The organism is Sphingobacterium sp. B29 (assembly GCF_001952815.1).
Lineage (GTDB): Bacteria > Bacteroidota > Bacteroidia > Sphingobacteriales > Sphingobacteriaceae > Sphingobacterium > Sphingobacterium siyangense.
The window spans coordinates 3,288,192-3,301,216 of record NZ_CP019158.1; the positions used below are offsets into that span (position 1 = coordinate 3,288,192).

Genomic DNA, 13,025 nt, shown 5'->3' on the forward strand with positions numbered 1-13,025 from the left:
TTCCTTGTAGTTGATTCGCTACAAAATGGATAATTATCTGAAATTTAATACTTTTTTACTTTTTTATTTAATATAAAAGCCTAATTTTGTGCCAATTTATTTAATTTTTGATGCCTCTGCTACTGTGGAGTACTCAAAATGTCCCAAAGGTATCCCCTTTGGGATTTTTTATTTTAGGGCAATACAGGTCGTTCTGTTTTGTTTGGTACACTGGATAAACTCTCCAAAAAAGCCAAGATATTTTCCTGTTCTTTACTGCTCAATCGGACATTTTGAATATGCGGCGATAAGGTGCCATTGATCTGTTGTCCTGTCTTTTGGGGCATGCCCTGACTCAGCAGGTTGATCAGTTCACCTAAGCTCGAAATACTACCATTGTGCAGGTAGGGTGCAGTATGGATCACATTGCGCAGACCCGGCGTGCGAAATTTACCTTTGTCTGTTTCCAGTCCTGTTGTCTCAAAGCGACCATTGTCCAAGGCACCTTTGCTGGTAACAGCATAGCCCAGGTTATGAAAATCGAGATCGGTAAAGAAGGCACCATTATGGCAGTTGATGCATTTCCCTTTTGTGCGAAACAGATGGAGGCCTTCGAGCTGTGCATCGTTTAATGCCTGGTAATCTCCTTGGATAAAACGGTCAAAGGTGGTTTCACCACTGCTAATTGATCTTGAATACGCTGCTATGGCATCCAGCAATCCTTCGACGCTCATCGTCTGGCTCGAGTAAGCCGCCTCATATAAACGAAGATAGCCTGGTATAGCTTGCAGCTTAGCGGGTAAAGCAGTCGTATTTCCGCCCATTTCGATGGGGGAGTTGATGGCTTCGGCAATCTGCTCTCGATAAGTCGTTGCGCGGCCGTCGTGGAAGAGTTTGCCTTCCAGGTACCAGACATTTTCCATGGAAGGTGTATTGCGGTGATGCAGTGCGATACCATCTGCCGTTGTTTTTTGGTCGATCCAGTAGGTGTCCGGATTATGACATGAAGCGCAAGTCTTCATGCCATTACCGGTGCGGGGGTCGAAAAATAAGGCTTTTCCAAGTGCTACAAGCTCGGCCTTATCTTTCGATGGGTTTTCAGGTAAAGCGGCCAGTTCACGTACCTTGATATTGTTGTACCAAGTGGCAGCCGGCCATTGCGTTACCGATTTACTATATTGTTGACGTAAGGTTTCTTCAGGCAAAGTAGGAGCTGTAGGCTCTTCTGGGACAGAAGCGCTCTTGCTGCAACTGCATACTGCTAGTGCCGCGAAACATGCTGTGATTAAAGGTTTTGTACGATAGCGAAAATATGCGGTCAAAAATATCTTAGGCAAGGTGTTAATTAATTTAAAGAGATGTTAAAATCACCTTCTGATAATAAGTTCCCGTTTTTATCCATCATCTTCAAGGATTTAATTGCGTTTCCCTGTACAGATACGGGAATGGATAGCTTTATCGTCATCGTTGCAACATCAAAGACTACATTGTTGCTAGTATATTCGTTATTGAGGTTATCAATCGCTATAAAATGGTCAAAATCTGCCTTGAAATAAAGTTCATAAGTCTCTTTACTGTTTATGTTCAGCACCAGGTCGCCGCCCTTTTTGCCAGTATAATCCTGCCATTTTATGACATTGTATAATGTTGGTAAAAATACCTCAAAAGCATCGGTGAGTTTCGTGTAACGTCCGGAGATCAGTTTGATGTGGTATTTGCCTGGTTTGAGATCTTCTGGAGTATTAAATTGTGCAATAAAAGATGTTGGAGGTTGAGAAAAAGAAAGTAAGGTCTCTTTTCCATCCTTATCGACCAGATAGCCCTTGGTTTGCGCCTCGTCTGGCAAAATATTTTCTCCTCGTACTACCAAATCCTCATTTTTTGGGTAACTAAGGTAATATTTGCCTTCAAGCAGATTCATTTCTGCCTGTACCAGCGGCTGGTTGTACTGGAATACCAATGTATAATTTTTGCTGGAACCATCTTGTGCCCGCACAGTATAGGTAATTGGTTTGTCGGATTGTAACTGTATTGCTGTCCCAGATGCAGGAGTAATTGTCGCTAATTCCGAAATTTTAATAGTGGGCGTAATGCTTTCGGGCTGCTCCACCAAGGGTGGCCAATATAAGATAATCTGGTCATTCACAATACTGGCTGACAAGGTTTTGCCATCAGCATCCTGAATGCTAAAGGATTCGATGTCGTTGTAGGGTAGGCTGGGGTATTCGGTTTTACAGGACCAGCATGTTAATGCTAGCATAAAAATAGCTAGGAATTGAATGATATGTATTTGTTTTTTCAAAAATGAGTGTTGCATAATTTTTTTTGGTTAAAAAATCGTTATGCGGATGATGATTAGGTTATAAAGATCCGCAACCCATCCACCAGGTTGCGGAATCTTTCATTCATTAAATAGGAAGGACTATAATGCCTTAACTTCGATATTGGTATCAGCTTTTACTTGTAATTGACCTGCCACTACTTGTTGGCCAACATTTGTAAAATTAATTAACTTAACAGCATACGAAGCTCCGGAAGAATTTCCGACCAACACTGTCAAAGGTTGGATTGCTTGGTTTGCATGGCTATCTAAATCATATTCATACCATTCGCCACTACCCTGTGATGATACTGGAGTCGCTGTTGCCCAATCTGATGCTGTAACGGAAGCGATGTCTTTTGCTACCGTTCTGATCGAATAAGATCCATTAGCCTTGATCGAACCATTTACATGGCTAAAGAATGCAACTTGGCCAGAGCTACTTAAGCTTTGTGCACCTGTAGCAAGGTCGACATATACTGCAGGCCAAGTTGCTGCAGCTGCTGGGCTCCACCATTGACCTACAACAGTGTAGTTACTATTTGCCTTAGCTTGGTTCAGCGCTAAAGGAGCTGTTGCTGATTCTGTTGTTGGGGCTGCTGCCCATACTGCTGCCGATAGCACAGTCACGGCCATCGCTGATTTTAAGATAGTTTTGATGTTTGAGTTCATGTTGAGATCTCCTCTTGTTTTAATTTATTTAATTTTGATGCCACCATGGCATACTGTGGATGCTTGTTTATGATTCCGTTATTGTACTTGGAGACAACTGTGTCTTTACAACATCGGCCCAGTCTTTAAATTGGAATTTGATCTGTAAGTTATCAAAGGTTCCGATTGGAAGATTTGTTGGTAAGGAAACCGTCATTTCGGTACGGTTATAAGATTTAATGGTCAATGGATAATCCTTTCCATTGAGTGTCATAATAACAGCTGTCGGATCTAAAATCACTTTATCTAAGTTGGCTTTAATGGTCCAGTCTTTATTTTTTGCCAAATTTAGACCCGATAAGCTAACAATTACATCCGGTTGACGATATGTAATTTTGAGCGGATTGGCTAATGTAATGGTATGGTTGATGTTGGTCACCTCTACATCATAAGTGCCTGCTTTAATATCGGATGGAATGCGGTTTTCCCGTTCGGTACCCGTATAGCTTAATTGGTATCCAATCACCGAAACTTTCAAGCTATTGGGCGTAGCCATCTTAAATCGCTCCTTGGTTTCTTGATTAATCAATGCAATACTCACCAATGAAGGATTGGTATGCATAAAGGTTCCATTAATAGCTGGAAAAGCACCTCCAGGGCCTTTTGTAAGCGAAATAGAAGATGTCGATGCAAAAGTCGCTTCAAAAGATGGTGTACTTTGTAATTCAATCTTTAAGCTATAGGTTCTTGTGGTACCTGTAGCGGACTTTACAGTATACGTCTGGTTCTTTTCATCTGTTTTAACAGGCAAAATTTCTTCGGCTATACTGGCTCCATTGGAGAGTTTAATGTTCGGATCTATCACCAATAGACCGTAGTAGTAGGGGACATAAACCGTAATGGTATTGGCCTCATTGTCGATGGCTCCATAAATAACTTCGTCATTTGGAAGATTGGTGACTTTGTATTCCAGTATTTTATCTGCTGGAAGTAAGGCTAGTTCTTCCGTTTTGGTGCAGCGGGTTAGCAGCAATCCTACAAAAAGGAAGCTTAAAATGCTGTATATTCTTTTCATGTTAGTTTAGTGTCTAATAAGTAAGCTATGCTTATTTTTTTAGTTAGTGATTGTAAATTTGGTACTGCCAGCTTTGGCAAGTACATATTGGAAAGAAAAGTAGGGTGTTGGTGAATCTTTAAACCAATCTTTTGGATCCAAGAGGTCTTTATAGATACTTTGTATCTTGATCTTGGCATAATTCCCCTGGGCTGTACGGACGATCAATGTATTGTTTTCGATAGGATAGCAAACGTGTTTTTTGTTTTCGGCTCCACCACCTTTGATTACGCCATCAAAATCATATAAATACCAACCTAGACCTTCACCAAATGCTCCTGAATCATCTGTACCATATGCTTTTTCACCTTTGCGAAACTCGGCGTCTGAAGGGATATCGATTACATCTTCAAATTTTTTCTTCACAATGAGTATACCGCCTTTCCCTGGGCCACCTTTACCAAATCCATTTGCTGTATTGTTGCAATTGATAAAACTGCGGTATATTTCTGAGCAAGAGATGTCCCATCGTGCGGTTAGTTTATAATCCGGTGTCACAGCTTTGTTCTGTTCCAGGCTGTAATATATTGGTGATTGCGCCGTGGTTGGTGCACTCCCAGCAGGTAAGTCTTCGCCAAAGTTCTTAACCGTAATCAAGCGGTTAAACATAGCTTCTGGTGCAACAGGATCTGGTTCAGGCTCTACTACTGTGGGCTCGCTTTTGCTACAGGCCCCCAACACAATTAAAAATGCCAATATCGGTATGAATTTTAATAGGTTGCTGCGTTTCTTTATTTTCATTGTTACTAGTTTTTTGTGTTAGTCGATACTTTGTCCCTTTTCTATACATGTAGTAGGGTTGCTAGTATGTTATTTTTATTTAAATTGATTCTAAATAATAGTAAAGATAAAATCTTTTGCTGATAAAGTGTGTATGAAAATTGGTATTTAATATATTTTTTTCGGTTTTTGATTTTTGGTTAACAAAAGCAGCTGGAATTTTAACCAGCTGATTTGCTAGTATGTTTCTTTAGGCCTTCTCAATAGACCTTCTCAAACTTATATTTCAGTTTACTACTGTTTAACAAACTTTTTAAAATTGATGTTATAGGTTGCATTTCCATTAGCTGCAGTAATGCCGCCTGCTTGAATTACATAAAGCTCATCTGCTTCGTTATTCAATTTCTCACCTTTGTACATTACGATGTACCGATTGGCAGTAGGGTAGACAGCATGATTGTTTGCAAAATCATAGATAATCCATGTTGGGCCTGTCACTGGTGCTCCGGCACTTGACGCATCAATGCCGAGTTTGTCAGTCAACGTGATGTTGGCTGCTAATACCGATGTTAGTGTCAGCTTTTCAATACTCGTGTTTGCCTGATCAAAATAGCCCATTTTATAATTATCTGATGAAGTGTTTTGTAAAGTTGAACCATACATCCCCGAAAGATTGATCATACTCTTAGTTTCTTCCTGAACAGTATTTGTTTTAAAATCATAAAAAGTCTTTACGCCAGAAGGAACTGCGATTGTTGCAGTTGATGAAACAGCTGTCTCATCACTAAGTTTTGGGTCCTCAGGCTTTTCTTCTGGTTGCTCCGTTGGCTCCTCTACCACTGCCTCGTCCTTGCTACAAGAAGTAAAACCTAAACTCAATGCACATAGTAGTGCTGCTGTTGTAAATAATCTATTCATCTTTAATTTAATTGTGTAATTTTTCCTTATTATAATGTGTTTGTATTTAAATCTTTGCTGCCATCCTGCTGTACATAATATCTAAATGTATAGTATGGGGCAGGCCAATTGAGGTTGGTTACCGCCGCTGGGTTTCCCTTATAGGCATTGATCAGCTGTAATTTGGCATATTTGCCATCAGGTAAGCGAATCGCATAGGTACGATTGGGGAGCGCCTGCATAATATGGGTGCTCAAACTATAACGAAACCAGCCATCCGAACCATCTGTTGCTGCCCAGCCAATTTTGTTTACTTCACTTTTATTAAACTCTTCATCCGAAGGGGCTACAGTGACACTCTGATAGGCTTGTCGCAGTAAAACCACAGCGGTATTATTTGCCTGGCCGCCATATCCCGGATTGTATTCATGCTGGGAATTATTCACATAGATCTCCGAATTGTAAGGACCTGTAAAGGCAATATCCCAATCTTTTGTTTTAAGCCACTGCGCAGAATCGGCTTTGGTTTTAACCCATATTTGCTTTTGGTCTTTAAAACGAAAAAGAAATATAAAAAATGGTCTTTGCTCTTTTCCTTCAGTACCTTCACCCATGGCTGCATCGGTATCGCCAGCAAGATCTTTGATCAAGGTACTTTTGCCATCTTCTAATCCGATCGTATAGTCTTTGTCTTTCCCACAGGATACCACTGTCAATAGCAATAGTGCTGAAAAAATACAACGGCCAATCTTGTGAAAGGAAAGCCAGATGCTACATTCTCCAATAATCATGCGAATCGTTCTCATCTTTTATCTTGTACTTTGTGTGCTAAATTCTTGTTCATTAGTCCTTATTATTCTTTTATCCAACGGTAGCTCACGCCGCCCATAATAACGCGTCCAGGTTGCCCAAGTAAATAACGGCTTGTAAAATTGAATAGATTGTCACCGATCAGACGCAGTGTCAATCTGCGGTTCATCAGACTCTTTTCTACCGTCATATTCACCAGTGTATGATAGGGGATAAAGATGTCATATTTGTCGATAAACTGGTTGCCATTGTATTCCTGAAAAGGTGTGGCACTTCTGAAATTGACACGCGCATTGACATTGACGCCCCAGGGTTTATATTCGTATTGGGCTTTTGCGTTGAACATGTGTCTCGAACGGTCTTCAATACCCCAATAATCCGATTTTTTGCTCTGGCGATATTCGCCTGTAGCGGGATCGTTGATCTGGTTATAGGGATAACTTCCCTTGGCAATACTATCCAAAACACTCAGGTCTTTGGCAATCAGGTATTGATAGCCCATCGACAATTGCAGATCTTTGGTCGCCTGATAGGCCAATGAAACTTCAAAACCTTTATTCATGGCTTTGGGCAGGTTGCGGTAGCTATAGATCTGTGCTACTTTGGTCCCGTTACCCACACTGACTGTGTTGATCTGATTGTTGATCCGATGGTAGAAGACCGAGAAATCGGCCTGAAATCTATTGGACGGACTCCAGGTAAGTCCAATATTGTTTGAAATGCTGGTTTCGGCTTTGAGGTTACCCGCCACCAAATTGAGCATATAGCTGTTTTTATAACTCAGTTCTCCGGCTTGATCCATGGCTGCAATCACATCGGCTACGCGCTCTGAGCCCACGACCAAATAGTTGGCTGCTGGATTGAAAAAGACCTGATAGCGCATCTTATAGTCGGGTGCCTTAAATCCTGCTCCGATACCACCTTTGATCAAAAGCTTAGGGCTGAGATGATACTGCAGGCCTAAACTTGGACTCAGATGGCCGTTGTAGACATTGGTCTGATCGTAGCGTAGACCCAGCGTCGTCAATAAGCGGTCTACAGGTTTCCATTCGGTCTGCAAATAGGCGAATGCGCTGTTCAATGAGCGTTTGGCATCCAGATCCTGGTTGTCCATCAGTTCAAGACTGCCGCCTATACCACCGGTAAGTTTGACCTGTTGTGCGGGGCTATACGCAAATTGCTGTTCAATGCGGTGTACATTCTGAGCGAATTGCTCGGCACTGGCAACAATACCTTGTTGCAACCATTGTGCGGCAATCTGGGAGTGGAAACGCGAGAAATAGTAACGCGTCATACTGCGCAGTCCCGACTCGAAATTATGGTCGTAACTCGCCGAAAGATTGATGTCCTGATCTTTTTGTTTATCCTGTAGTGTGGCCGATTCGGACCATGCATTGATCATTTCAGATTCTCGGGCTGCATAACGCCCTGTAACGCCCAAAGTGCCATTTTTGCTTGTACGATAACGTAGTCGCCCCTGGAAACTATAGTTGGTATAGGGCGGAAAAGTGGTACTCTTGGAGTCCAGATACTGCTTGTCGGTATTAAAACCATCCGTGCGGTAGTAATTGCCCGAAAAGACGGCGCTCCCGCGTTGATTAGCAAAAGGTGTTTCTGCTTCCAGCGTTGCATCAACGGTATTGAGACTGCCATAAAGAAGCGATGCCTGTGCCTGTGGTGTGATTGCACCATGGCGAGTAATGATATTGATCGCACCACCCAATGCGTCACTGCCGTATAAGCAGGAGGATGCGCCTTTGATAATTTCGATACGTTCGATGTTGGTCACCGAGATACGGGATAGGTCAAAGTTGCCACTATTGCGCCCCAGCATGGGTTGTCCGTCTACAAGGACCATCACGTAGTTGCTGCTGAAACCCTGGATCTGTACACCAACAGCTCTGGAGCCCCCGGCAATATCGTTGACGATGGCAATACCCGTCTGTTCTTTTAAAACTTCATCCAGACGGCGGCTGCCCATAAGCTCAATTTCACGTTTGGTGATGACTTTAACGGGCATGGCGGCATTTTCGGCCTTAACGAGATTGTCTACAGCCTGCACTTTGCCCTGCACATCAACTACATCCATCTGCCGTTCTTCAGCTTTTAACACAATGTTCAACTGCTGATTTTTGTCTTCCAAATCGATAACTTGACGGTACTGCTGATAACCCATGGCCTGTACCTGTAATTCGTAGCGCCCAGCATAGAGCTGACTAAATTGAAATCTCCCTGCAGTATCTGTTTTAAAAGCATATTTGTCCGGATAAAGATATACGGTCGCATTGGCTACGCCTTTATTGGATTCGTTTTTCAATACACCGGAGATTTTCCATTTTTCCTGTGCTTGCAGGGTATAAACCTGGCAGGCACATAAGGCGATCAGGGTGCTTGTTCGAATAGATGAGATGCTTCTAAACACTATTTTTATTTTTACTAATTCTAAATAATGTTACAAAAAACGGTAATCCGTCTGAATTTTTCTCTATGCAAAATGTCATAAATTCTATTTAATCCGTTTTTTGTGGACTGAAAAGTAGTTTGTTTTAAGGGGTATATTGCTGTTTAGTAGTGTTTTATAGTTCTTTTTACGTTGTGGAGTACTATTCTAAAAGATTCGATATAATTTGTATTTAGACTGATTATTGATTTGTTTTGTACTCAAGTTGAACGGCGAGATGCGAAAACCATTCCTGGAAATCCGCTATCGCCATCATGGAGATAAAGAATTACGATGAGTAGATTTTATGTTGTTATACTGTGTTTTGTGATGCAAATCGGTGGATGGGCGACGGCACAGCAGAGAATCATTACGTTAAACAGTTCGTTGACCGAAACGATATACGGACTGGGAGTGGGCGAGCGCATGGTCGCTACCGATGTGACAAGTATATCGCCCAAAGCGGCTGCAGCCTTGCCGAGGGTAAGCAAGAATCGGTCGGTATCGGCCGAAGGTCTGTTATCTTTTAAACCAAGCATTGTTATTGCGAATGAAGGCGACGTATCCAAATCGGTCATTCAGCAGATTCGTGCGGCTGGTGTGAAGTTTGTCTCCATTAAACCAAACTATTCTGTTCCGGGTGCACTTCGTTACATCCAGGAGGTGGCAGATGCCGTCGGTGAATCTGCTGCCGGTAAAAATCTGGTTTCCCGCACGAAAGTAAGCTTGGATCATACCATGGAATTAGTGAAAAAGGAAAATCAGGGTAAAGCAGCACCCAAAGTATTGTTTTTATATGCCCGTGGTACAGGTACCATGAGTGTGGCAGGTAAGGGCAGTAGCTTGGATGCGATGATTAATCTGGCTGGTGGTAAAAATGCGGTCCAGGAATTTTCGGATTTCAAACCCTATACGACGGAAGCGCTGGTGCAGGCCAATCCAGATATTGTGTTGCTATTTGATTTTGGCGCGAGTAGTCTTGGCGGTGAGGATGCTATCCTCAAATTGCCGGGCATGCGTATTACGAATGCGGGTAAAAACGGCCGTATCTTGGTGATGAATGCCTCACTACTGGTAAATTTCAGTAACCGGCTGCCAGACGCAATCTTAGAATTGCACCGTGGATTTGGAAAAGTGATGGATTCAAAATAAAGCCGGTGCAAAAGAAACAGAAATTTATCCTATTGGCTTTGGGCCTGGTATTGGGTGTTGTAAGTATTGTTGCCTTGGGGATGGGGGCCTACCATATTCCGTCCGCTGATATCTTAACGATGTTGATGCAAAAATTGCACTTTGGGAGTGCCGAAGCTGTGCACAATATGCAAGGAGATGTTCTTTTTGAGATTCGTATGCCGCGTCTTTTGCTCGGACTTTTGGTGGGTGCAGCACTTGGTATATCGGGTGCTGCGATCCAGGGTATATTCCGCAACCCATTGGCAGAGCCAGGGTTGATCGGGATTTCTTCTGGAGCGTCCCTTTTTGCGGTACTGATTATTGCCTTTGAGACTTTTCTTTTCACCTCTTTAGCGGCCTGGATTGGATATTATATATTGGCTTTTGGTGCTTTTGTGGGCGCTGGTTTAACCGCTTTTTTGGTTTACCGTATCGCCAGTAAAAATGGTCGTCCAAATGTGACGACGATGTTGTTGGCGGGTATTGCCATCAATGCCTTTGCTGGTGCGCTGACGGGTTTGATGACTTATATGTCGACGGAGCAACAGTTACGTACCATCACTTTTTGGATGCTGGGCAGTCTTGGCGGGGCTACTTGGGATAACCTAAGGGCTTTGGCTCCCTTTATTTTGATCCCGGTGCTGATCTTGCCTTTTTTTGGAAAGTCATTGAACGCTTTTTCACTCGGGGAGTTGCAGGCAGATCTTTTGGGTATGCGTACTGATCGCGTCAAACGCTGGGTGGTTGTCTTATCCACGCTTGCTGTGGGAGCATCCGTTGCGGTGTCGGGCATTATTGGTTTTGTGGGATTGATTGTTCCACATACAGTTCGCCTGATGGGTGGGGCGGATCACCGATTTGTGCTTCCTGGTTCATTACTATTAGGGGCACTGGTGTTGACATTGGCAGACGTGATTGCCCGGGTCGCCGTGGCACCCATCGAATTGCCCATTGGCGTGATTACGGCTTTACTGGGTACACCGGTATTCTTGTATATTTTAATCAAAGATAAATAGTCTTTTGGCAGAGGCTTAAAAAATAATCGCATTATGCTACGTGTAGAGAAGATCAACTACGAAGTGAACGGACGAAAGCTCCTGAAGGATATTACCTTTCAGGTGCGCAAAGGGGAAATCCTGGCAATCCTAGGAGCCAATGGCGCGGGTAAATCGACGCTGATGGGAGTGCTTTGTGGTGAAAAAAAGCCGGATTCGGGAGCTATTCATCTCAATGGCAAGGCACTGTCGGCATACGAGCCTGCGGCTTTGGCCAAATGCAGGGCTTTACTGAGTCAACAGCAGCAGATGACATTGAGTTTTAGTGTAGAAGAGATTGTGCTGATGGGACGGTATCCGCATTATAAGAATAGTCCGAAGCAACAGGACTATAAGATCGTGGCCGAAACCATGGAACTTTGTGGGGTATCTGCTTTTGCTGAACGGGATTTTTTGAGTCTTTCTGGTGGTGAACAGCAGCGTGTTCATCTTGCACGGATCCTAGCGCAGGTATGGGATAATCCGGATGCGTTGTTGTTATTGGATGAACCGATTTCAGCATTGGATCTGCACTATCAGCAGAAAGTACTGGCCATTGCACGGGCACTTGCCCGAAAAGGATTTATGGTGGTGCTGATTGTGCACGACGTCAATTTTGCCGCCATGTATGCCGATCGTATTCTGATGCTCAAAAATGGCCGAAAGCTCTTTCATGGTACCCCGGTGGAGGTATTGGCCCAAAAGGAGATCTATACCATCTTTTCGGTCGAGTCCAATGTCATTATGAATCCAAGAACATTGAAACCCTATGTTCAGTTGGAGGAAATGGATATTGACTTGGATTAACTGTGTTATTTAGAAAGGTTATAAATAATTTTAGAATACCATCTTATTTCGTTAATTTTAACTGCTTCAGGCTTATTTAGGATTTGTAATCATGTTGGTGAAAAGTAAAATAGTAGAGTTGGCAGATTGGCTTTTTGAAGAAGAAATTCCGGATGGCTATGTTCCCGACAAACCTTTGGTCGAAAATAGGATATCCATATCCAAAGATCCTGTCCATATGGAGAATTTTCAGCTATCGACTTCAGGATTGTTTATCTTGCATTCGAAAATGCAGTTTGATCGGCCAGTGCAGGTGCTTACGGAGATCGAGGGCGAGACCATAACCAGCCAGTTTATCTTTTTTAAGCCGACAGATAGCAAATTGCCTTACGGCATGAGCCGGCATAATATACGCTACATTCCTTCGGTCAAATCCATTCATGAAGTGGAACCTGGTATTGAATACACATATTTTATAGCCGTTATTTCCAAAGAGTATTACCTCAATCTGATCAAACGCGATTCGTTATTGCATCAGCAATTTGTGCATGAGATCGAAAAGGGAGAGTATGTGTCATTTTCGGAGGAGGATCTGATGGCAACCTACGAGATGCAGCATACCATAACTGAGCTGATTGAATCTAAAAAGAAAGGGGAGATCCGTCGATTACATACGGAGTCACGTGTTGTTGAGCTGCTGATGTATCAGTTTGAGCAATACAATGAGAAAACGGAAAGCAGTGATTCGCTCTTTCATGAGGAGGATGTGCAGCGACTGGAGATGGCGCGACAGATTCTTGAACAGCGTATTGCCAATCCACCAACGCAAAAAGAACTGGCAGCAGAGGTGCTCACGAGTGAAAGTAAACTACGTAAGGACTTTAAGGAATATTTTTCAGTGACCATTCACGACTACCTCACACGGGTGCGTATGGAAAAAGCCAAAAGTTATCTACTCGAAGATAAAATGACGGTTTATGAGGTGGCCCTGTTGACGGGCTATGGTCATCAGAATAATTTTAGCAGTGCATTTAAAAAATATTATGGGATCTCGCCAGGTGAACTCAAAATGTAATGGTGAATTCAAAATGTCATAAAACG

The 13,025-nt window shown here is 42.8% G+C and carries 12 protein-coding genes; 4 read left to right on the forward strand and 8 right to left on the reverse strand.

Going from position 1 to position 13,025, the window contains the following annotated elements; genetic code table 11:
- Positions 1–173: 173 nt before the first annotated feature.
- The 8 genes from BV902_RS13710 to BV902_RS13745 all read right to left on the reverse strand — a co-directional run bounded on the left by BV902_RS13710 (position 174) and on the right by BV902_RS13745 (position 8,913).
- Complete coding sequence (locus BV902_RS13710) at positions 174–1,316, reverse strand: cytochrome-c peroxidase (RefSeq protein ID WP_237241628.1); 1,143 nt, start codon at positions 1,314–1,316, stop codon at positions 174–176.
- A gap of 8 nt (positions 1,317–1,324) precedes the next feature.
- The gene (locus BV902_RS13715) at positions 1,325–2,239 is read right to left on the reverse strand and encodes a hypothetical protein (RefSeq protein ID WP_157626070.1); all 915 of its coding nucleotides are present in this window, start codon (positions 2,237–2,239) and stop codon (positions 1,325–1,327) included.
- Between the two features lie 162 nt (positions 2,240–2,401).
- Positions 2,402–2,971, reverse strand: a complete 570-nt coding sequence (locus tag BV902_RS13720) for a hypothetical protein (RefSeq protein ID WP_075992426.1) — start codon at positions 2,969–2,971, stop codon at positions 2,402–2,404.
- Positions 2,972–3,038: 67 nt separating this feature from the next.
- Positions 3,039–4,025 carry a hypothetical protein gene (locus tag BV902_RS13725; RefSeq protein ID WP_075992427.1) on the reverse strand — a complete coding sequence of 329 codons (987 nt, stop codon included), beginning with the start codon at positions 4,023–4,025 and terminating at the stop codon, positions 3,039–3,041.
- 39 nt (positions 4,026–4,064) lie between these two features.
- The gene (locus tag BV902_RS13730; RefSeq protein WP_075992428.1) at positions 4,065–4,805 is read right to left on the reverse strand and encodes an HmuY family protein; all 741 of its coding nucleotides are present in this window, start codon (positions 4,803–4,805) and stop codon (positions 4,065–4,067) included.
- 273 nt (positions 4,806–5,078) lie between these two features.
- Complete coding sequence (locus BV902_RS13735) at positions 5,079–5,702, reverse strand: hypothetical protein (RefSeq protein WP_075992429.1); 624 nt, start codon at positions 5,700–5,702, stop codon at positions 5,079–5,081.
- A 29-nt stretch (positions 5,703–5,731) separates the two neighbouring features.
- Positions 5,732–6,487, reverse strand: a complete 756-nt coding sequence (locus BV902_RS13740) for an HmuY family protein (RefSeq protein WP_083663609.1) — start codon at positions 6,485–6,487, stop codon at positions 5,732–5,734.
- Between the two features lie 47 nt (positions 6,488–6,534).
- Positions 6,535–8,913 (reverse strand): TonB-dependent receptor, encoded by a 2,379-nt coding sequence (locus BV902_RS13745; protein WP_237241629.1) that lies wholly within the window; start codon positions 8,911–8,913, stop codon positions 6,535–6,537.
- A 312-nt stretch (positions 8,914–9,225) separates the two neighbouring features.
- Here BV902_RS13745 and BV902_RS13750 point away from each other — a divergent pair, with 312 nt between their 5' ends.
- The 4 genes from BV902_RS13750 (at position 9,226) to BV902_RS13765 (ending at position 12,999) form a co-directional block, all read left to right on the forward strand.
- On the forward strand, positions 9,226–10,083 hold the full coding sequence (locus BV902_RS13750) for a heme/hemin ABC transporter substrate-binding protein (protein WP_075992430.1): 858 nt from the start codon (positions 9,226–9,228) through the stop codon (positions 10,081–10,083).
- Between the two features lie 5 nt (positions 10,084–10,088).
- Positions 10,089–11,120 (forward strand): FecCD family ABC transporter permease, encoded by a 1,032-nt coding sequence (locus tag BV902_RS13755; RefSeq protein ID WP_075992431.1) that lies wholly within the window; start codon positions 10,089–10,091, stop codon positions 11,118–11,120.
- Positions 11,121–11,153: 33 nt separating this feature from the next.
- Entirely contained in the window at positions 11,154–11,945 is a 792-nt protein-coding gene (locus tag BV902_RS13760; RefSeq protein ID WP_075992432.1) for a heme ABC transporter ATP-binding protein, read from the forward strand.
- A gap of 91 nt (positions 11,946–12,036) precedes the next feature.
- On the forward strand, positions 12,037–12,999 hold the full coding sequence (locus BV902_RS13765) for a helix-turn-helix transcriptional regulator (protein ID WP_075992433.1): 963 nt from the start codon (positions 12,037–12,039) through the stop codon (positions 12,997–12,999).
- The last annotated feature ends 26 nt before the right edge of the window (positions 13,000–13,025 follow it).